The 20,384-nt window shown below is 75.7% G+C and carries 19 protein-coding genes; 6 read left to right on the plus strand and 13 right to left on the minus strand.

The window, feature by feature from the left end; translation table 11 throughout:
* Positions 1 to 132: 132 nt before the first annotated feature.
* The 5 genes from IFT77_RS03255 to IFT77_RS03275 are packed head-to-tail and all read left to right on the plus strand — an operon-like array spanning position 133 to position 5,138.
* On the plus strand, positions 133 to 1,653 hold the full coding sequence (locus IFT77_RS03255) for an ABC transporter substrate-binding protein (RefSeq protein ID WP_192169194.1): 1,521 nt from the start codon (positions 133 to 135) through the stop codon (positions 1,651 to 1,653).
* Entirely contained in the window at positions 1,650 to 2,603 is a 954-nt protein-coding gene (locus IFT77_RS03260) for an ABC transporter permease subunit (protein ID WP_192041923.1), read from the plus strand. The genes IFT77_RS03255 and IFT77_RS03260 overlap by 4 nt, the downstream gene beginning before the upstream one ends.
* Positions 2,600 to 3,541 carry an ABC transporter permease gene (locus tag IFT77_RS03265; RefSeq protein ID WP_192169195.1) on the plus strand — a complete coding sequence of 314 codons (942 nt, stop codon included), beginning with the start codon at positions 2,600 to 2,602 and terminating at the stop codon, positions 3,539 to 3,541. The genes IFT77_RS03260 and IFT77_RS03265 overlap by 4 nt, the downstream gene beginning before the upstream one ends.
* Positions 3,538 to 4,311, plus strand: a complete 774-nt coding sequence (locus IFT77_RS03270; RefSeq protein ID WP_133737691.1) for an ABC transporter ATP-binding protein — start codon at positions 3,538 to 3,540, stop codon at positions 4,309 to 4,311. The genes IFT77_RS03265 and IFT77_RS03270 overlap by 4 nt, the downstream gene beginning before the upstream one ends.
* The gene (locus IFT77_RS03275) at positions 4,308 to 5,138 is read left to right on the plus strand and encodes an ABC transporter ATP-binding protein (RefSeq protein ID WP_371740907.1); all 831 of its coding nucleotides are present in this window, start codon (positions 4,308 to 4,310) and stop codon (positions 5,136 to 5,138) included. The genes IFT77_RS03270 and IFT77_RS03275 overlap by 4 nt, the downstream gene beginning before the upstream one ends.
* 9 nt (positions 5,139 to 5,147) lie before the next feature.
* Here IFT77_RS03275 and IFT77_RS03280 read toward each other — a convergent pair whose 3' ends face one another.
* The 5 genes from IFT77_RS03280 to IFT77_RS03300 all read right to left on the minus strand — a co-directional run bounded on the left by IFT77_RS03280 (position 5,148) and on the right by IFT77_RS03300 (position 9,441).
* Positions 5,148 to 6,596, minus strand: a complete 1,449-nt coding sequence (locus IFT77_RS03280; protein WP_192169196.1) for an amidase family protein — start codon at positions 6,594 to 6,596, stop codon at positions 5,148 to 5,150.
* 32 nt (positions 6,597 to 6,628) lie between these two features.
* A complete protein-coding gene (locus IFT77_RS03285; protein WP_192169197.1) occupies positions 6,629 to 7,240 on the minus strand; it encodes a GNAT family N-acetyltransferase in 612 nt (203 codons plus the stop codon).
* 136 nt (positions 7,241 to 7,376) lie between these two features.
* The gene (locus IFT77_RS03290) at positions 7,377 to 8,063 is read right to left on the minus strand and encodes a uracil-DNA glycosylase (RefSeq protein WP_192169198.1); all 687 of its coding nucleotides are present in this window, start codon (positions 8,061 to 8,063) and stop codon (positions 7,377 to 7,379) included.
* Complete coding sequence (locus tag IFT77_RS03295; protein WP_371740908.1) at positions 8,060 to 8,803, minus strand: Type 1 glutamine amidotransferase-like domain-containing protein; 744 nt, start codon at positions 8,801 to 8,803, stop codon at positions 8,060 to 8,062. Before IFT77_RS03295 ends, IFT77_RS03290 begins: the two co-directional genes overlap by 4 nt.
* The gene (locus IFT77_RS03300; RefSeq protein ID WP_192169199.1) at positions 8,800 to 9,441 is read right to left on the minus strand and encodes a phosphoribosyltransferase; all 642 of its coding nucleotides are present in this window, start codon (positions 9,439 to 9,441) and stop codon (positions 8,800 to 8,802) included. The genes IFT77_RS03295 and IFT77_RS03300 overlap by 4 nt, the downstream gene beginning before the upstream one ends.
* A 195-nt stretch (positions 9,442 to 9,636) precedes the next feature.
* Here IFT77_RS03300 and IFT77_RS03305 point away from each other — a divergent pair, with 195 nt between their 5' ends.
* Entirely contained in the window at positions 9,637 to 9,936 is a 300-nt protein-coding gene (locus IFT77_RS03305) for a hypothetical protein (RefSeq protein WP_192041930.1), read from the plus strand.
* Between the two features lie 69 nt (positions 9,937 to 10,005).
* Here IFT77_RS03305 and IFT77_RS03310 read toward each other — a convergent pair whose 3' ends face one another.
* Genes IFT77_RS03310 through IFT77_RS03345 form a run of 8 tightly spaced genes read right to left on the minus strand, consistent with a single transcriptional unit; the run spans position 10,006 to position 19,969 of the window.
* Entirely contained in the window at positions 10,006 to 10,770 is a 765-nt protein-coding gene (locus IFT77_RS03310; protein WP_192041931.1) for a YqjF family protein, read from the minus strand.
* A 13-nt stretch (positions 10,771 to 10,783) separates the two neighbouring features.
* Positions 10,784 to 11,695: a glycoside hydrolase family 16 protein gene (locus IFT77_RS03315; RefSeq protein WP_192041932.1), complete on the minus strand. Its 912-nt coding sequence runs from the start codon at positions 11,693 to 11,695 to the stop codon at positions 10,784 to 10,786.
* Entirely contained in the window at positions 11,692 to 13,086 is a 1,395-nt protein-coding gene (locus IFT77_RS03320; protein ID WP_192169200.1) for a hypothetical protein, read from the minus strand. The genes IFT77_RS03315 and IFT77_RS03320 overlap by 4 nt, the downstream gene beginning before the upstream one ends.
* Entirely contained in the window at positions 13,083 to 14,963 is a 1,881-nt protein-coding gene (locus tag IFT77_RS03325) for a hypothetical protein (protein WP_192169201.1), read from the minus strand. The genes IFT77_RS03320 and IFT77_RS03325 overlap by 4 nt, the downstream gene beginning before the upstream one ends.
* Positions 14,960 to 16,774 (minus strand): glycosyltransferase family 2 protein, encoded by a 1,815-nt coding sequence (locus IFT77_RS03330; protein ID WP_197980391.1) that lies wholly within the window; start codon positions 16,772 to 16,774, stop codon positions 14,960 to 14,962. Before IFT77_RS03330 ends, IFT77_RS03325 begins: the two co-directional genes overlap by 4 nt.
* The gene (locus tag IFT77_RS03335; RefSeq protein WP_192041935.1) at positions 16,771 to 18,108 is read right to left on the minus strand and encodes a hypothetical protein; all 1,338 of its coding nucleotides are present in this window, start codon (positions 18,106 to 18,108) and stop codon (positions 16,771 to 16,773) included. Before IFT77_RS03335 ends, IFT77_RS03330 begins: the two co-directional genes overlap by 4 nt.
* The gene (locus IFT77_RS03340; RefSeq protein ID WP_192169202.1) at positions 18,105 to 19,082 is read right to left on the minus strand and encodes a glycosyltransferase family 2 protein; all 978 of its coding nucleotides are present in this window, start codon (positions 19,080 to 19,082) and stop codon (positions 18,105 to 18,107) included. The genes IFT77_RS03335 and IFT77_RS03340 overlap by 4 nt, the downstream gene beginning before the upstream one ends.
* The gene (locus IFT77_RS03345; protein ID WP_197980392.1) at positions 19,079 to 19,969 is read right to left on the minus strand and encodes a glycosyltransferase family 2 protein; all 891 of its coding nucleotides are present in this window, start codon (positions 19,967 to 19,969) and stop codon (positions 19,079 to 19,081) included. Before IFT77_RS03345 ends, IFT77_RS03340 begins: the two co-directional genes overlap by 4 nt.
* Between the last annotated feature and the right edge of the window lie 415 nt (positions 19,970 to 20,384).

Here is a 20,384-nt window from a genome sequence, read left to right on the forward strand (position 1 = left end):
GCAGCGACGACGTGCCAGCCGTGGTCCGACGTCCACAAGCGACGACGGTCCTCCTTCGACCGGAGCGTGCAGGTCGCCACGAGCGACGGTGCACGCCGACCCGAACCGCTCCCGAAAGGCACCTCCACCGCCATGCGCCCCTCCCGCCTCCTCGTCCCCGTGGTCGCCGCCGCCGCCTCCCTCGCCCTGCTCGCCGGGTGCACCGCGGGCGGCTCCGACGCCCCGCGCGGCGGATCCGACGCGACGGTCACCGTGGGCCTCGTGCTCGAGCCCTCCGACCTCGACGTCCGCACCACCTCCGGCATCGCCCTCGACCAGGTGCTGATCGACAACGTCTACCAGGGCCTCGTCGGCCGCACGCAGGACAACGAGATCGTCGACGTGCTGGCCAGCGAGCACACGATCAGCGAGGACGGCCTGACCTACACGTTCACGCTGCAGGACGGCGTGACGTTCCACGACGGCGCCGCGATGACCGCGGCCGACGTCGTGTGGTCGCTGCAGCAGGTCGCCGACGACGAGTCGCTGGCGGGCCACGCCGACCTCGCCTCGGTCGCCGACATCAGCTCCCCCGCCGACGACACCGTCGTGCTCACGCTGTCGCAGCCCGACTCGGCCCTCCTGTTCGCGCTGACCGGCCGTGCCGGGCTCGTCCTCGAGCAGGCGGCCACCAACGACCTCTCGACCACCGCCAACGGCACCGGGCCCTTCACGCTCGCCTCGTGGACCCAGGGCGACAACCTCCGCCTCGAGCGGAACGCCGACTACTGGGGCGAGGCGGTCGGCGTCGCCGGGGTCGTGTTCCGCTACGTGACGGACGGCTCGGCCGCGATCAACGCGACCCTCTCGGGCGACCTCGACGTGCAGACGGCGGTCGACGCGACCCTCGCCTCCCAGCTCGACGGCGTCGACGGCATCACGGTCGAGAAGGGCCAGACGACCGACAAGTACACCCTCGCCTTCAACAACGTGGTCGCCCCCTTCACCGACCCGCGGGTGCGCCAGGCGATCCGGATGGCCGTCGACAACGACGCGCTGATCGCGGCCGTGGGCGGCTCGGCCGTCGACCAGGGCGGACCGATCCCCGAGCTCGACCCCGGCTACGAGGACCTGACCGACGTCGACGCCTACGACCCCGACCAGGCGAAGCAGCTGCTGGCGGAGGCGGGCCACGCCGACGACCTCGACCTCACGCTCGAGTACGCGAACTTCTACCCCGCCGCGATCGGCGACGTGCTCACCACCCAGCTCGCCGACGTCGGCGTCACGCTGACGGTGCAGCAGGTCGACTTCACGACCTGGCTGAACGACGTGCTCGCGCCGCCCGCCGACGGCGGCACGCGCGACTTCCAGCTGAGCGTGGTGAACCACGCCGAGACCCACGACTTCTCGAACTGGGCCGACCCGACCTACTACTGGGGCTACGACTCGGCTCCCGTCCAGCAGCTGTACGCCGAGTCGCTGGCTGCGACCGACCCCGAGGTCGCCGCCTCCAAGCTCGCCGAGGCCGCCCGGATCGTGTCGGAGGACGCCCCGGCAGAGTGGCTGTACACCGCCACGACGCTGACGGCCGTGCGCGACGGCGTGACGGGCTTCCCGACGTCGTCCACCAGCACCCGCCTCGACCTGTCCGCGCTGGCCGTCTCGGAGTGACCCGCTTCCTGCTCGGACGCACGGCCCTCTTCGCCCTGGGGCTCGTGGTCGCGAGCGTGCTGATCTTCGCGACGCTCCGCCTCCTGCCGGGCGACGTCGCGCAGGCGATCGCGGGCACGACGGGCTCGCCCGCCCAGGTCGCGGCGCTGCGGGAGCAGCTCGGCCTCGACCGGCCGATCGCCGCGCAGTACCTCGACTGGGCGGCCGGGCTGCTGCGCCTCGACCTCGGCGAGTCGCTCGTGACGGGCACCCCCGTCGCCGACGAGATCGCCGAGAAGCTCGGCGTGACCCTGCCGCTGGCGTGGCTCTCGCTGGTCTTCGGGCTCCTGATCGGCGTGCCTGCCGGCGTCTGGGCCGCCGCCCGGCACCGCCGACCCGTCGGCCTCGTCGTCGGCGTCGGCTCGCAGCTGCTCGCCGCGGTGCCGGCCGTCTGGCTCGGCATGCTCCTCATCGCCCTCTTCGCGGTCACGCTCGGCTGGCTGCCCACCCAGGGCTGGCCCCTCGACGGCTGGCAGGACCCCGGGCGGGCGCTCCGCTCGCTCGTGCTGCCTGCCCTCACGATCGGGATCATCGAGGGTGCGGTGCTGCTGCGCTTCACCCGGTCGGCCGCCATCGGCGCGCTCGACCAGGACTACGTCCGCGCCGCCGCGGCCAAGGGCATGACGCTCGACCGCGCGCTCCTGCGGCACGGCCTGCCGAACGTGATGCTCAGCGTCGTCAGCGTGCTCGGCCTCCAGGTCGTCGGGCTCGTGGTGGGCGCCGTCGTCGTCGAGCAGCTGTTCACGCTGCCCGGCCTCGGCCGGATGCTCGTCACCGACGTCGGCCGCCGCGACCTCACCAAGGTCCAGGGCGAGCTGATGACGCTCACCGCGATCGTCCTGTTCGTCGGGCTGCTCGTCGACGTCGCCCACCGACGGCTCGACCCCCGGCTGCGCGAGGTCGAGCGATGAGGCGCGGCTCGTTCGTGCGCGCCCTGCTGCGCCGACCCCAGGGCGCGGCGGCCGTCGCCTGGCTGGCCCTCGTCGCCCTCGCCGCGGCGGTCAGCCCCTTCTGGACCCCGGCCGACCCGTTCCGCACGGATCCCTACTCGGCCTGGCTGCCCCCGTCGGGAACGCACCTGTTCGGCACCGACGCCGTCGGCCGCGACATCGCCAGCTACGTGATGGCCGCGAGCGGCACCACCGTGGTCGTCGCCGTCTCGGCCGGCCTCCTCGCGCTCGTCGTCGGGCTCGGCCTGGCCGCCCTCGGCTCGCTGACCGCCCGGATCGTGCGCGAGTCGGTCGCCGCGCTCATCGACGTCCTCGTCGCGTTCCCCATCATCCTGGTCGCGATGGCCCTCGCCGCGGCGTTCGGCGGGTCGCTCGGGGTCGTCGTGGTCGCCGCCGGCCTCGGCTACGGGGTGACGATCGCCCGCGTCTCCCGCAGCGAGATCCGCCGGGTCGCCCGAGAGGACTACGTCACCGCCGCCCGCGCGTCGGGCGCCGGGACCGCGACGGTGCTGCTGCGGCACGTGCTGCCGAACATCGCGCCGGTCTTCGTCGTGCAGCTGTCGCTCGCGATGGCGACGTCGATCCTCGCGGAGGCGGGGCTGTCGTTCCTCGGCTACGGGGCGTCGGCCGAGACGGCCTCGTGGGGGCGCCTCCTCGCCGACCTGCAGAAGTTCCTCGGCGTGCACCCGTGGACGATCGTCTGGCCCGGGCTCGCGATCACGCTGACCGTGCTGGCGCTGAACCTGCTGGGCGACGCGGTGCGCGACGCCGCCGACCCGCGCCTCCGCGGCGGCGGGCGACGTGCCGCGACGCCCGTAGACTCCCACGCCCCGGCCGCCCCCGCGGCCGCGCCCGACCCTGCCGACTCCCCCGCCGCCTCCCCCGGAGTGACCTCGTGAGCCTCGACGTCGACGACCTGACCGTGACGATCGACGGGCGCCGCGTCGTCGACGGCGTCTCGCTGCACCTCGCGGACGGCGCCCGACTCGGCCTGATCGGCGAGTCCGGCTCGGGCAAGTCGATGACGACGCTCGCCGTCCTCGGCCTGCTGCCGCCGCAGGCCGTCGTGACGGGCAGCATCCGCCTCGACGGCCGCGAGCTCGTCGGCCTCTCCGACCGGCAGCTCGCCCCGCTGCGGGGAGCGACGATCGCGGCCGTGTTCCAGGACCCGCGCACGGCCCTCGACCCCGTCATGACCATCGGGCGTCAGGTGGCCGAGCCGCTGCGCCTGCACGGCCGCGTCTCGCGGGCCGACGCGCGCCGCCGGGCCGTCGAGGCCCTGGCCGAGGTCGGGCTCGACGAGTCGGTCGCGGACTCGTGGCCGCACCAGCTGTCCGGCGGCCAGCGGCAACGCGCCGTCATCGCGACGGCGCTCATCGCCCGCCCCGCCGTGCTGCTCGCCGACGAGCCCACGACCGCGCTCGACGTGACGACCCAGGCCGAGGTGCTCGCGCTGTTCCGCCGGCTGGTCGACGAGCGCGGGGCCTCGCTCCTGTTCGTGACCCACGACCTCGCGGTGCTGGCTCAGGTGGCCGAGGAGGCGGCGGTGCTGTCCCGGGGACGCGTGGTCGAGAGCGGGCCGGTCGCCCGCCTCCTCGGCTCGCCTGCCCACCCCGTGACGCGCGGCCTCGTCGAGGCGACGCGCGCGACGACCTGGAGGGCACCGTGACCGGATCGCACGCACAGCACGACGCCGACGGCGCGGGCGCCGGGCCGCTGCTCCGCGGCCGCGGGCTCTCGCGCACCTTCACGCTGCCCCGCCGGTCGCCGTTCCAGCCCGGGCCGGTGCGTCACGCGCTCGTCGAGGCCGACCTCGACGTCGGGCGGGGCGAGAGCGTGGCCCTCATCGGCGAGTCCGGCTCGGGCAAGTCGACCCTCGTGCGCCTCCTGCTCGCGCTGGACCGGCCGACCGCCGGCACCGTGACGTTCGACGGACGCGAGGTGCGACCCGACCGCGCGTCGCGCCTGCGCTGGCTGCGCCGCCGTACGGGCGTCGTGCTGCAGGACCCGTACAGCTCGCTCGACCCCCGCATGCGGATCGGCGACGTCGTGGCCGAGCCGCTGCGCCTGCTGCACGTGCCGGGCGACCACGAGCGCATGGTCGCCGAGGTGCTCGACCGTGTCGGACTCGACCCGCGGGGCGTCGACCTCTGGCCGCACGAGCTGAGCGGCGGCCAGAGACAGCGCGTCGCGCTCGCCCGGGCCGTCGTGCACGGCCCCGACCTGCTGGTCGGCGACGAGCCGATGAGCGCGCTCGACGTGACCGTGCGCGCGCAGATCCTCGGCCTGCTGGCCGAGCTGCGCGACGACCTCGGGCTGTCGCTGCTGATCGTCTCCCACGACGTGGGGCTCGTGCAGCACCTCAGCGACCGGGTGGCCGTGCTGCAGGGCGGCCGCATCGTCGAGCAGGGCGCGACCGACGACGTGCTCGGGCGGCCGCAGCACGACTACACGAAGCGGCTCATCGCGTCCGTGCCGACCCTCGACGGGTCCTGACCGCGCGCCTCACCAGCAGTCGGGGTGCCGCCGCTGCCAGCGCAGGCGCCGCTCGAGCTGCGCGCCGATCGCGAGCAGCACGTCCTCGCGGCCCGGTCGGCCGATCAGCTGCACCCCCGCGGGCAGCCCGTCGACCTCGGCCACCGGCAGCGTGATCGCCGGCAGGCCCGCGACGTTGACGAACGAGGTGAAGGGCGACACGAGGCACTGCTGCTCGAAGGCCCGCTCGGGGTCGTCGGCGTCGTGCCAGCCGAGTGCCGGCGGCAGCAGGGCGAGCGACGGCGTCAGCACGGCGTCGAAACGGTCGAAGGCTGCGATGACGCTCTGCTCGAAGGCGCTGAGGCCGGCCAGCGCAGCTCCCAGCTCGCGGGCGCCGAGCTCGCGGCCCCGGCGGACGAGCCACGCCGTCATCGGCTCGAGCAGGGCGAAGTCGTCGTCGGTCTCGGCCGGGATGCCCGCCGCGCCGGCCTGCCAGATCGTGCGGAACAGGGCCGCGTAGTTCGGGGACCCCGGGTCGGAGCCGGGCAGCGACGCGTCGTCCACGCCGTGCCCGAGGGCGTCGAGCTGGTCGGCGGTGTCGCGCAGCACCCCGAGGAGGCGCGGGTCGATCCGGACGTCGTACGCGTCGTCCCACGGGCTGGCCGTCAGCACCCCGAGCTGGAAGCGCCCCTCGCCGCGGACGGCGGTGCCGAGCCACGCCCCGTCGGGCGAGCCGGGCGCCCGCAGGGCGAAGTGGTCGCGCGGTGCCCGGCCGTCGGGCGACACCATCGCGTCGAGCAGCATCGCGGCGTCGGCGACGGTGCGGGCGATCGGGCCGCCGACGGCGAGGCCGCCGAGGCTCGTGATGCCCGACTGCGCCGGCACCCGGCCGCGCGAGGGCTTGAGGCCGACGAGCCCGGTCATGGCGGCGGGGATGCGGATCGAGCCGCCGCCGTCCGAGCCGGGGGCGAACGGCAGCAGGCCGGCGGCGACCGCGGCCGCCGCTCCCCCGCTCGAGCCGCCCGCGCCGAGGTCGCGACGCCAGGGGTTGCGCGGGACGGGACCGGCGACGGGCTCCGTGTAGCCGGTGAGGCCGAACTCGGGCGTCGCGGTCTTGCCGAGGCTGACCGCGCCGGCCTCGCCCAGCACCGCGGAGATCTCCGAGTCCTGCTCGGCGACGCGCCCGCGGGAGAGCCGCGAGCCGAGACCGGTCGGCAGGCCGGCGCGGTCGGTGAGGTCCTTGTCGGCCAGGGGCAGGCCCCACAGCGGGGCGGTGCTGCGGCCGGCGCGCCCGAGAGCGTCGGCCCGGCCGCGCGCGGCGTCGGCCCCGACCGCGACGAACGCGCCGACGCCGTCGGCGCCGGCGTCGAGCCGGTCGATGCGCGCCAGGTAGTGGTCGGTCAGCTCGCGGGGTGTGACCTCGCCGCGGCGGAGCCAGTCCCACTGCTCCTGGGCGCTGAGGTGGTGGAGTTCGAACACGTCCCCGAGCCTAGGCGCAGGGCACTCGGCCCTCAGGTACGCGGCGCGGAGTCTCGACGGCGACGCTTCTTCAGCGACTTCTGCATCGTGACCGTGCCGAGCCAGCGGCCGAACTTGAAGCCGACCCGGCCCATCCGGCCCACCTCGACGAAGCCGAGCCGCGCGTGCAGGGCGATCGACGCCTCGGCCTTGGCGTCGGCGATGACCGCGATCATCTCGCGGATGCCGGCCTCCCTGCAGGCCTCGACCAGCGCCTCCAGCAGGGCCCGGCCGAGGCCACGGCCGGTCGCCGCCGCCCGGAGGAAGATCGACGTCTCGACCGTGTACCGGTAGGCGGCCTTGCCGCCCCACGGCGTCGCGTGCGCGTAGCCGAGCACCTCGCCGGCCGGGCTGACCGCCACGAGGAACGGCATGCCGAGCTTCTGGCCGACGGCCGCCTTGCGCCGCCACTCGGCCAGGGTCGTCGCCTTCTCGTCGAAGGTCACGCTCGAGTTCGCGACGTAGTGGGAGTGGATCTCGCGGACGTACGGCAGGTCGGCGGGCTCCAGGGGCCTGATGTCGAACGAGAACACGGGCTCAGGGGCCGGCGCAGGGCGGAGCCGACGGGGCAGCTGCCGCCTCTGCTGGTATTCCTCCTCGAGCACGTCCCCACTCTGGCACGCCGCTGCCTCCTCATTCAGGAAGATCGGTCCTGGATCGCGCGACGGGGGAAACTCGAGTCCTGAACCATGCACGGTGCAGGACTCACGGCCCGAGGGTTCCTGAATCGCGCCGGCGGCCTCAGGGTCGGTCGGGCAGGCGCCAGTCGACGGGCGTGCCGCCCTGCTGGACGAGCAGCTCGTCGACCCGGCTGAACGGCCGCGACCCGAAGAACCCACGTGACGCCGAGAGCGGGCTCGGGTGGGCGGACTGCACGGTCGGCACCTCGCCGAGCACCGGCACCAGGGAGGCCGCGTCGCGCCCCCAGAGCAGGCCCACGAGCGGTCCGCCGCGGGCCGCGAGCACCTCGACGGCCCGCTGGGTGACGGGCTCCCAGCCCTTGCCGCGGTGCGAGCCGGCCTCGCCGGGACGCACCGTCAGCACGCGGTTGAGCAGCATGACCCCGTTGCGCTGCCACGAGGTGAGGTCGCCGTGCGCGACGGGCGGGTGACCGAGGTCGTCGTGCAGCTCGCGGTAGATGTTCGCGAGGCTGCGCGGCACGGGCCGGACGTCCGGGGCGGTGGCGAACGAGAGACCGATCGGGTGGCCGGGCGTCGGGTAGGGGTCCTGGCCGACGACGAGCACCTTCACCTCGTCGAGCGGCGTCGTGAAGACGCGGAGGACGGCCTCGCCGGCGGGCAGGTAGCCGCGACCGGCGCGCACCTCGGCGCGGAGGTACTCGCCCATGTCGGCGACGAGCGGTGCGACGGGCGCGAGCGCCTCGGCCCAGCTCGGGTGCACCAGGTCGGCGAGCGGACGCGCGATCACTCCGCGCCCAGCGAGCCGACGGAGACGCCGACGACGTCGCCCTGCTCGTCGACCTGCGGCTCGACGCGCCAGACGCTGCCGCGGCCGAGCACGGTCAGCGCGCCCTCCCCGACGACGAGGGCGGTGTGCTCGTCGATCGCGACGCCTCCTCGGACCATGCCCGCCTCGGTCGCGGCGACCAGGCGCGTGAGCGTGCCCCACTGGGCGGCGTGCACGTCGACGGCGAGGTCGACGAGGCCGAGGCCCTCGCCGAGCTCGACCTCGTCGAGGTCCTCCGCGGCGTCCTGGGGGCAGACGGGGACGTCGCCGATCAGCCAGCCGCCGAGCAGGGCCCGGTCGGCCGCGATCGCGGCACCGGCCGAGAACCCGACGTAGGGCAGGCCGTCGCTGACGAGGAGGCGCACCTGGTCGACCAGCGGAGCCACCGCCTCGAGGTAGGCCGGCGTCAGCCCGCCGCCGACGACGAGGCCGTCGACGTCGCTGAGCACCCGGGTGTCGAAGACGTCGCCTGCCTCGACGACGGTCGTGACGACCTCGCAGCGGCCGCCGGACGCGATGAGGGCGGGGAACCCGGTGCGCCACTCCTCCGAGGGCGAGTCGTGCGCGACGACGATCAGCACGCCGACGCGCGGGACGTCGCGCCCGACCGCGCGGCCGCGGACCGCCGCCTCGGCGACGAAGAGGTCGTAGAGCCCGGGCTCGTCGGGTGCCCAGCCGCCGCCCACCAGGTGGATGCTCACGAGGCGTCCCCCTGTCCGGCGTCGCGGGTCACCGGGGGCAGGGCGCTCCAGGGGAAGGTGATCCACTGGGAGGTGCGCTTCCAGGTGAAGTCGGGCTCGAGGATGGTCTGCGGCTTGCTGTAGAGGCAGACGGTGCGCACCTCGGAGGCGACCTCGGCGAGCAGGTCACGGACGAGGGCCAGGGTGCGGCCCGAGTCGGAGACGTCGTCGACGACGAGCACGCGCTTGCCCGCGAGGGCCGGGGCGTCGAGCGTCGGCGGCAGCAGGACGGGCTCGGGCAGGCGCTCGTCGACGCCGGTGTAGAACTCGACGTTGATCGACCCGCACATCTTCGTGTCGAGGGCGTACGAGATGGCGCCGGCGAGCACGAGGCCGCCGCGGGCCACGGCGACGATGACGTCGGGCGTGAAGTCGGCGGCGACGACGTCGCGGGCGAGGTGCCGGGCTGCCTCGCCGAACTCGAGCCAGCCCAGGACCTCGCGCTCGCCCGACGGTGCGAGACCGGGATCAGAGGAGGCGGCGGCTGCGGCAGGCGCAGCGGCGTCGGGATCTCCCGCCACGTCGTCCTCCACCACGACGGAGGCCGCTCCGGCCGACGAGGGGTCGAGGTCGGACGGGGCGTCGGGTGAGGAGACCATCCCGCAACCGTACCGGGCCAGGGCGCGCTCGGCGACGCCCGTCGCGCGTCGGGACGTCCCGACCGGTCGGCCCCCGGACCTCGTCGGCAGGTGGGCGGGAAGTCGGCGGAGGTCGGGCCCTGAGGTGGCGGGGCGACGAGCCGCTCTGCGTCGTGCGACGCCTTCTGCGGGCTGGTGAGCTCTAGGATCAGCGTCATGAGCGACCCTTCCTCTTCGCTGCCCACGTCCGACCTCACCTCGGCAGCGCTCACCGACGAGCAAGGATCCCTCGCCGTCACCGCTCGCGAGGAAGTCCAGGCGTTCCTCGCCAGCTCTGCCGAGGACGTCCACGACGCGGCCGCGGCCGCCGTCTCCGCCCTGGAGGACGCCGTCGATGCCCACGTCCCCGTCGAGGACCTCTCGGCGGCGCTCGACGCGAGCCCGGAAGCCGTCCAGGCGATCATCGACCACGACGTCGATCTCGAGGCGCTGCACCCCGACAACAACGTCGACTGACCACGACGCGTCAGCCTCCGCCAGTCCACCGTCGGCACCGGTCCGGGTCCGGCCGGCGCCCGGGCCCCGTCACCGGCCGGGCTGCTCCCACCGACCGCCGGGAGGCGCGAACACCGTGTCGACGCCGTCCGACCAGAGCAGCGAGTCGGGCTCGCGGTCGGTCACCCCGGGCAGGCCCGAGTCGGCGACGAGCTCGTCGTCGAGGTCGACCAGCTCGGCGCGGCGCAGCGACCACGACGCGTGCTCGTTCGGCCAGTACCGGGTGCGTCCGCCGCGGGCCACGTGCATGCCCCACCGGCCGGTGAGGAAGTCCGCGAGGGGGTCGCCGACCACCTCGTCGGCGAGCGGGCGGACGGCGAGGCGGCTGGACGGCCGCGCTCCGGGGCCGTGGCGGCGGGATGCGTACTCGACGACGCCTCCTCGTTCGCGCTTGCTCATCGACGCCCAGCGGTAGGGCAGGCCGAGGCCGGCCTGCGCGCCGAGCACCGGCAGCAGCTTCTGCGCCTCGAGGGTGCGGAACACGACGCCGCGACGGCCGAGGTCGTCGACCGAGTAGAGCCGCACGTTCGTCTCGAGGAACGAGCCCGCCCACGGCACGGCCGGCATCGGCCCGAACGCGCTGCCCGAGAGGCGGAACGGGATGAGCCCCACCCAGGTCGACCCGTCGTGGACGTCGGGCCGGGTGCCCGGCGGCAGCAGCGGCGCGACCCGCTCGGGCTCCACCCGCCAGTGCGCGAACGCCAGGCCGCCCCAGTGCTGACGCACGAAGGGGCGACGGAGCAGAGGAGGCGCGGTGGCGGACACCGGGGAGGCGTCGCGCGGGGAGGCGGTCATGACGCCACGCTAGCTACCCCTCCGTCGCGCGCACCCAGTCGACGACCATGCGGCTCTCAGCGGGCGTCGTCTCGTCGGGCGAGCCCGGCCAGCGGCCGCCGACGGCGAGGGAGAACAGCACGTGGAACGGCTGCGTGAACACCCACCGCAGCCCGTCCGGCGCGGACGCGCGGTCGACGAGCTGCACCTCCTCGTCGTCGATCGTCCAGGTGACGGCGTCGGCGGTGCGCGTCACCGCGAAGACGTGGAAGTCGTCGGAGAGGGGGACGTCGTGGAACGCGTCTCCCCCGGCCTGCGCGTCGGTCGTGGGCGCCGTGAGCGTGCCGCCGTGCAGCAGGTGCGTCGAGGTGCCGGTCGAGAACGGGGTCTCGACGACGTCGACCTCGCCGGCAGCCGGCCAGCCGATGGTGTCGACCGAGTCGCCGAGCAACCAGAAGGCAGGCAGCAGGCCGGTGCCGTCGGGCAGCCGGATGCGCGCCGCGACCGTGCCGGCCCCGAACGACCGCTTCGTCTGGGTCGTGATCCGTCCCGACGTGGCCGAGCCGTCAGCACCGACGGTCGCGGTGACGACGAGGTGCCCGTCGCCGTCGAGCACGGCCGCGTCGGCCGTGTACGTCTGCAGCTCGTCGTTGCCCCAGCCGCCCGCGCCGGTCTGCGCCGTCCACGACGCGGCGTCGGGCGATGCACCCGCCGGGCCGTCGAACTCCTCGGTCCAGGCCGCGTCGCCGAGCGGGGCCTCGCTGCCGGTCGCGGCGCGCACGACCGGCACGACGACGGAGGCGCCCACCAGGACGAGGGCGAGCACCCCCGAGCCGCCGGCGACGACGCCCGCGACCACGGCAGGGCGCGCCGCGAGGCGGCCCGCGTGTCGGGCGACTCGGCGGCCGACCGGGCCGTCGTCCCCGCGGCCGGCGTGTCGACTCACGACGCCTGGTCCGCCGTGCCGACCCCCAGGGCGTCGAGCAGCGCGACCGGCTCGGTCAGCACCCGCCGCGCGGCCCGCTCGACGACCTCGGGCGACGGGGCGCCCGCCCCGAGCGCGACGGTCACCTGCACCACCCCGTCGACGACGAGCAGCTGCACGCTGATCGCGCCGGGGCCGACCGGGTCGACGGCGTACGCCGCCTCGGCGGGGCGGCCGTCGCGGACCCACGGCAGGCGCTGGATCGAGCGGACGACGCCGACCGAGCTGAGCGAGACGCGCGCGGGGACGCTGCCGGGACGGGCCGGGGAGGGTCCTGGTCCGCCGGACGCCGTCGCCGAGGCGGATCGGCGCGGCCTCAGCGTCTCGCGTACGGCACCGATCGCGAGGGCGGCGAGCGGCCGTCCCGACGACACGGTCGCCCGCAGTGCCCGCTCCACGGCGAGGGCGTCCAGGCCGCCGCCGATCGGCAGGGCGGTGACGAAGTTGCCGGGCACCTGGTCGTCTCCGTCGAGCCACTGCCGCACGTCGTAGACGACGTCGCTCAGCGGGTCGAGGTCGACCCCCTCGTCGAGCAGGGCACGGCGGAGCATCACGAGCACCGCGGCGGCGAACGACGGGGCCGGGTCGACCTCGCGGAGGCGGCGGCGGAGCGCCCGGTACGCCTCGGCGGTGCCCTCCGCACGGACGACGGCCACGCGGTGCGGGGCCGGGCCGCCCGCGGACGGAGGCGGAGCGGAGCGGGCCGCGTCGACGTGGGCGTCGTGCTGCGCCTCTGCCCGGGACGCGGGCGCCAGGGCGCCTCCTCGGCTGGCGCCCCGGCTGGCGACGAGATCGAGCACACGACGCGGGTGGCGCACGAAGGTCGCGACGAGGGCCGACACGAGCGGACGTCGCGCCCCGACCGCGGTGATCCACTCGGGCATGGCCGAGCCCGCGGCGAGGTCGATCAGCGCGCCGGGCAGGGCCGCGGTGAAGCGGGCGTCGACCACGGCGTGGTCGTAGACGGCGAGGAGGTGCTGGCCGGAGAGCACGAACTGCACCGGCAGCGAGCGGTCGACCCGGTCGGCGAGCGCCGAGAGCGCCGCGGACGCGTCGAGCCGGCCGAGCTCGCCGGTCTCGTCGACGACGACCATGCGCTGCACGGCCGCGTCGAGCCGGGCCGCGTCCCAGGTCCAGTGGCCGGGCCGGCCCGGGAGCAGCCCGACGCGGGCGTCCGGGCCGACGGAGGCGACGCGCCGGAGCGCCGCCACGAGCGCCTCGCGGGTCGGCAGCTCGAGCGGACCGAGCCGGCTGAGCACGTGCCAGGAGGCGGCGAGGCGGTCGAGGGGCGGCATCCGGAGCTGGCGGGGCGCCTCCGGGACGTCGCGGGGGCGGGGCTGCGTGACGGTCACGATCGGTCCTGTCGGTCGGGGGCGGCGGGGCTGGTGCCCTCGAGCACCCAGAGCTGCACGCCGCCGTCGTCGACGACGCTCGTCCAGCGGTCGTCGGCGTCGAGCTGGTCGGCGAACCGGTCGAGGGCGCCCGCGGGGTAGAGGCCGTACAGGTCGCCGTAGTCGCGCATCTGCTGGGTCAGGAGGAGGTAGGTGGGCTCCCCCTCGAACACGAGGTCGCTCGTGAGGTCGCGCTCGACGGCGGGCTCGTCGAACGACTCGCCGAGCCAGCCCTCCCAGGTCGTCATGCTCGCGTCGTAGAGCGGGTCGGCCGCGGCCTGGGCGACATAGTCGCCGACCATGCGGCCGGGGCCCACGGGGACGGGGCTGAGGAGGCGGGACGGGACGGGCATGGTCCGCAGCAGCTCGCTGCCGACCTCGACGGCGCGCGGCTGCACGACGTTGGCGAACCAGCCGCCGTAGTAGGCCTGGGCGCTGCCGAGGGCGGCGGCGACCACCAGCACGGCCGCGACGAGCGGGACCACGGCGCGGGGAGCGCCGGGCGCACGCGGCACGAGGAGGCGCGTCACCACCGGCGCGACGAGCACGACGCAGCCGGGCAGCGAGTAGAGGTACACCCGGAAGAGGGCTTCTCCCCCGTAGCTCTGGCCGGCGAGCAGGCCGAAGGGCGCGAAGGCGAGCACCGCCGCGACGAGCACGTGCTGGCGACGCGCCACGGCTCGCGGGTCGAGCCGACGGTCGCCGACGCGGGATGCTCCTCGACGGAGGCGCCCGGCCAGCAGCCCGTGGCCCGCGACGCCCCCGGCGAGCGCCCACAGCGCCACCGCGGTGCCGCGTGCAGCGAGGGAGGTGACGGTCTGGCCGGTGCTGCCCGCCCCGGTCTGCGGCGTCCGGGCGTTGGCCAGCGGGTCGGCCCCGGAGAACAGCGCCGACGAGCCGAGGTCGGCCGTGTGCAGCAGCAGCCAGCCCCCGGCGGCGAGCCCGAAGGCGAGGCCGAGCCAGCGCGGGCGGACGACGCCGAGCGCGCCGAGGGCGAGCGCGGCGAGGACGAGCCAGTACGGCGTGAGCTGGTGGGTCACGACGACGGCCGCGAAGGGCACGACGGCGAGCAGCCCGAGGGCCGGGCGACGACGGCTGTGCACGAGCAGGACGAGCACGCCGAGCGCGAGGACCCAGCCGACGGCCTGCGGCGAGAGGTAGTCCTGCCCCACCCAGCCCAGCGCCTGGGCCAGGAACGCGGCGACGAAGGCCTGGCGGTGGGTCTGCCCGAGGCCCCGGGCGAGCGAGAACACGGCGAGGACGGCGAAGGCCTGGACGAGGACGGCGAACCACTGGGCCAGGGCGATCGGCGTGGTCCCCGTGACCGTGCAGAACCAGGCGACGGCGCTGAAGGCCCCGGGCCAGCCGCCGTAGATGTCCACCCCGGTGGCGACCGACCCGTGCTGCTGGACGTAGTCGATCACCCCCAGGTGCTTGTACGTCCAGCCGTAGATCGGCTCGGCGGTGCCGAGCGCGGTGGGCAGCCTCAGGCAGGCCAGCGACACGGCGAGCGCCAGCACCCGGTCGGAGGCACGTCGGCCCCGCAGGGCGAGGACCGCCGCCACGGCCGACAGGGCGATCGACGCCGGGACCCCGGGCACCGTGCTGAGCAGGAGGCCGAGGGTGGTGTGCCGTGAGTCGGGGATCGCGGGGAGGGACCCGAGGCAGAGGGCCACGGCGACGGCCATCAGGAGGCGGGCGGGCGTGACGTGCGCACGGACCGCCTCGGAGGTGCGGGCGACGCGAGCGGTGCGGGCGACGCGTCCCGGGACGGTGCGCCGAGCCTCCTCGTCCCGTCGGGCGCCCGGCGCTGCGGGACGGTCGAGCAGGTCGGTCACGAGGCGGTCCCGCCGACGACCCGCGCGACCCGGCGACCGCTGCCGGCGCTCAGCCTCGCGAGGCGGAGGGCGCCCGCGACGACGAGCGCGACCCCGAGGCCGGCGAGCACGAGCCGTGGCGACCACAGCGCGGTCGTCGCGGCCGCCGTCGTGAGCAGGACGACCAGGGAGAGCCCGGTGACGGGCACGACGACGGCCGCGGCCGAGCGTCGGAGGCGCAGCCACGACGCGAGGACCGCTCCCGGGCCGATCAGCACGGCTGCCGCGACGAGGGGCAGCTGGAGCCAGGACGGCAGCAGCCCGGGCGCGGCGACGAGGGCGGCCGCCCCGGAGAGCACGGCGGCACGGGCGGCGAGACGGCGCACGTCGGCCTCGGAGCGGACCGTTGCCGTTGCCGTTGCCGGAGCAGGGCTCGTGGCCGTGGTGCGGGGCCCGCGCACCTCGGCAGCCGGACCGCCGTCGTGGTCGTCGGCCGCCGCCTCCTCGGCCTCGCGGCGTGCGACCGCCCGCAGCTCGCGGCGGTACAGGCCGGGTCCGCGCAGCACGCTGGCGAGCTCGAGCCAGCCGATCCGCGACACCGCGCGGGCGAGCTCGGCGGCCGCGACGGCCTCGGCGCGGGCCCGGGCGACGGCCTCGGGCGCGGCTGTCCCGTCGGCGGGCACCGCCACGTCGGGCTGGGCGAGGCCCCCTCCGCCCTTGGAGAGCAGGCGCACCAGGGCCCGAGGGGCCCGGGTCGCCGCCTTCCGCCGCATGGGGCCGTCAGCGGCGACCTTCGTCAGCCAGGCTCCGAGACCGGTGCCGTAGCCGACCGACTGCTTGCGCAGGGCGGCCACGTCCGACCGGTGGCGGTGCCAGACCAACGCTGACGGCTCGACGACGAGCGCGTGGCCCGCGAACAGCGTGCGGGCGAAGACGTCGAGGTCCTCTCCCCCGTTCGTCGGCGTGCCGACGCCGAGGGCGCGGTCGAAGCCGCCGAGCTCGCGGGCAGCGGCCCGGGTGAGCGCGAAGTTCGCGCCGGTGCCGAACTCGCCGACCGAGAAGGGGAACATCGGCAGGTCGCGCGGCTGCTCGGCGAGGCGGTAGACGGCCGTGCGGACGTTGCCGGCCCACGAGACCCGGTCGTCGAAGTAACGCTGCACGGGCGTCCGCAGCTCGCCGCTCGGCACGAGGCCGGAGACGAGGGCGACGTCGGGGGCGAGGGCGAACCCTGCCTCGAGGCGCCGCAGCCACCACCGGTCGACGACCACGTCGTCGTCGGTGAAGGCGACCAGGTCGCCGGTGACGTGGCGGAGGGCCGCGTTCCGGGCGTTCGAGATGCCGGGTCGCGGCTCGGCGACGAGGGTGACCCTGGCGTCGTCGAACTCGGTCTCGACGAGGCGGCGCGTGTCGTCGGTGCGGGACGCGTTGTCGACCACGACGACGTCGAAGGACGGGTGGTCGAGCGCGAGCACGCTCGTCAGGGCCGACCGGAGGTCGTCGGGGCGGTCCCGGGTGCAGATGACCACCGTGACGCGTGACAGCCGCGCGGGCTCGGCGACGTCCTCGACCCGGGGAAGCGCGCGGAGCCCCTCCCGGAGCACCGCCACGTCGACCGTGCCGCCGACGACGGGCGCCTCGACGAACCCGAGCACGGTGTGCCGACGGCGGAGGAGGAACCGCGCCGTGGCGTAGCCCTCGTGGTCGACGAGGCGGAAGCGGTCGAGGGGCGTGTACGCCACCTCCGCCGCGTCCAGCTCGCCGACCCAGACGGCGCCGCTCCAGGCGGGCGCGACGGGACTGGACATCGGGCGGGTGAGCAGGCCGTGGGTCACGAGGCCACCTCCAGGACACGGCGCGAACGCGCCAGGCCGACGACGCCGACGACCGCGAGGCCGAGGGTGACGCCGAGGACGAGGACGGCGACGCCGACGGCGCCCCCGGCACCGGCGGCCAGGACGGCCCCGGGGACGAGCACGGCGGTGGACGCCACGCTGCAGAGGAGGACGGGGGTCGTCCGGAGTCGGGCACGCTGCTGCGAGCCCCACACCTCGTAGGCCGTGCGGACGACGGAGGCGCCGGCCAGCAGGGCGAGGACGAGCGACCCCTCGGGGGTCGCGTAGAACGGCCCGAGCATCGACAGCAGCAGGGGCGAGGCCACGACGAGGCAGGTGGCCGCGACCGCGACGACGCCGAGCACGACGAGCCAGGTGCGGAACGCGACGGCGCCGACGAGGCCCTGCTCGCTCGACGCGTGGGCGATGAGCGACGTGCCCACGCTGACGACGACGAGGTCGAGCACGAGTCCGATCTGGAAGCAGAGGGCGAAGAGGGCCCCCTCCGAGGCCCCCGCGAAGGTCGTGACCACGAAGGGCAGGAGGAGCGCGCCCCCCATGTACAGGCCGTTGGCCGTGCCGTCGCGCAGGACGAAGGCACGGAACGACCGGCGCTCGGGCTCGCTGAGCGCGAGGGGCTCCCGGTGGCCGACCACGACGCCCAGGCGGCGCGGGACGAGCACGCCCCACGCGATCGCGACCGCGACGGTCGCGGGCAGCAGGGCCGCCACCACGATGGGCGAGCCGAGCGTGCCGAGGGCCACCACGACGACCGGCAGCACCGCGAGCTTCGCGACGTTGACCGGGCCGTTCAGGAGGAGCAGCCACTTGGCCGCGCCGAGGGCCGTGAGCACCGGGTCCTTGAGGACGAAGGCGGTCCAGACGACGACCGCCAGGGCCACGGCCACGACGGTCGCGACCGGCGAAGCGCCCGGGTCGACGAGGGCCGCGACCCCGAGCCCTGCCCCGAGGCCGGCGAGCAGCGCCACGAGGGCCGCGATCGCCAGCCCCAGCCGCAAGGCCGAGGCCCCGTGCCGGCCGTCGCTCGAGATCGTGACGAGCAGCGCGTTTCCGACCCCGCTCGACGCGATGGCCGCGGCGGCCGTCACGGCCGAGTAGACGGCCGTGTCGACGCCGAGGCGCTCGGGCGAGACGGTGCGGGCCGCGACGATCCAGAAGACGAAGCCGGCGCCGGAGGTGACGGCGTAGCCGCTGAGGATCCAGAGGGAGTCGCGCGTGACGCGACGTCCGACGGACGGCCGGGGAGGCGCCTCCTGGGCGGGACGAGGAGCGACGCCCGCCGGGGCCGCGCCGACGAGGGGCGCCGGGCTCACCGGCCGGCCCGCTCGAGGAGGTCGGCGGTCTCGGCGATCGAGCCCGCGCCTCCGAGGCGTGCACCCGCGACCGTGCCGAGGACGTAGCCGGCCACGGTGGCCGCCACGCAGGCGACGATCGCGGCCGCACGACGCAGCCCGCCGCGGCCCACGAGGCCGAGCTCGCGCAGCACGGCGCCGGGCAGGGTGCGCGAGAGGTAGTGCGACTCGGTCGACAGCGAGTCCTCCCTGCCGAGCTCGCGGGAGAGGGCGGCCTTCGACACGCCCTCGAAGAACCCGCGGCGCAGGAGGTACGACCACGTCACACGGTCGGGCGTCACCCGGTGCTGCACGAGGGCCGCAGGACGGAGCACGATGCGCGCGTCGGGGTCGTCCTGGCGGAGGCGGATGCAGAGCTGGGTCTCCTCGCAGCCGAGCGGGATGCGCCCGACGCGACCGGTGTCGAGGTCGAAGCCGCCCGCCTGGACGAGGTCCCAGCGGCGGAACGCCATCGTGCAGCCGAGCACGTTGCGGACGTCGGCGTCCCCCTCGGGCAGGCCGGCGTAGCTGCAGCCCACGACCCAGAGCAGCTCGTCGCTGTAGAAGCGGCGGCCTCCCGCGGGCCAGACCGGCTCGGCACGGCCGCCGACGCCCGCGACGTCGAGGTCGACGAAGGGCTCGACGAGCAGGCGGACCCAGTCGGGCTCGGCGACGGCGTCGTCGTCGAGGAACGCGACGACGTCGCCCGAGGCTTCGAGGACGCCGGTGTTGCGGGCCCCGGAGAGGCCGCGCCGCTGGGCGTTCTCGACGATCACGACGTCGTCCCAGCGGGCCCGGGCGAGGGCGAGGAGCTCGGGAGCGTGGTCGACCACGAGGACGATCTCGTCCGCCTCGGGCTGGGCCCGCACGGACTCGATCGACGCCTGGAGGTCGTCCCAGCGGCGCGTCGTGTAGGCGCACACGACGACGCTGACGCGCTGCGTCCAGCCGTTCACGCGACGATCCTGGCGGAGGAGGGGGCGGTGGCGCCCACGGCGTCGACGACGGCCGCGGCTGCGGGGGTCGGGGTCGGGGTCGGGACCACGGCGGTGACGGGTGCGGCGGAGAGGGCCGGCAGGCGGACGGCACGCCCGCGCCCCCGCTCGGCGAGGATCGTGCGCAGGACGCGGAGCCCGTCGCTGACGGCGTCGAGGTTGCTCTCGCCGTGGATGCGGGGCAGCTCGACGCTCGGGACCTCGGCGACCCGCAGGCCGGCGGTGGCGACGCGGCAGTTGATGATCGTCTCGATCTCGAAGCCGTCGCCCCAGAGCATGCGGCCGTCGGCCGGCGCGGGCGCACTGCTCGGCACGAGGTCGAGCACCGGCACGACGTGGGCCCAGAAGGCGTTGTAGCCGTAGCAGAGGTCGGTGTACCGGGTGCCGAGCAGGACGTTCGTCACGGTGTTGAGGAACCAGTTGCCGAGGCGGCGGACTCCAGTGATGTCGTCGCTCCCGCCGCCGGGGACGAACCGGCTGCCCTTGGCGACGTCCGCGCCGGCGAGCAGGGCGTCGACGAAACGAGGGATCTCCGCGGCGTCGGCGGAGCCGTCCGCGTCGAACATCACGACGACGTCGCCGGTGGCGGCCTCGAAGCCGCGGGCAAGGGCCGCGCCCTTGCCCCGGCGGGTCTCGGTCAGCACGACGATGTCGGGCATGACCCGGCGAGCCGCCGCGACGGTGTCGTCGACCGAGTTGCCGTCGACGAGGATCACCTCGTGCACGGCCGGCAGGGTGGGGAGGACGGTCTCGAGGTTGCGGGCCTCGTTGCGGGCGGGGACGACGATCGAGATGCGGGGGACGGCGGGGAGGGAGGGGATTGCGGGGACGTGCGGCGTGGAGCGCAAGGGTCGGGTCCTCTGGGGTAGGCGGACGCGTCGGGGCGCGCCGGACCGCGGCGCGGGGAGGCGCCACGGACCGACGCGATCCGCGCGGCGACGAGGGATCACTCGGGACGGAGGCCTCGCCTCGGGTAGGCGGGCCCCCGGGCGGACGGCCGATTCGGGTCGGGCCGTCCGTCGTGCGGCGGGGCCGATTCGGGTCGGGCCCCGCCGGGGGTCGTGAGAACCATAGGTCTGGCGTCTCTCACGGCGCCTGCCCCCTGATGGGGGGCACCCGGCCTCCGTCGCCCCCCGGTCGCCCTCCGGCGGCGGTCCTCCGCGCCGTCGCGGCCGACCCGCGGTGTCCCCCCGTCCGGGTGGTGCGCCCCGACGCCCCCGGCCGTCGTCCGACTACGATCTGCCGCAGGCGTCGTCGATCCCG

It is taken from the genome of Frigoribacterium sp. CFBP 13729 (assembly GCF_014841875.1).
In the GTDB taxonomy this organism is placed as follows: Bacteria; Actinomycetota; Actinomycetes; order Actinomycetales; family Microbacteriaceae; genus Frigoribacterium.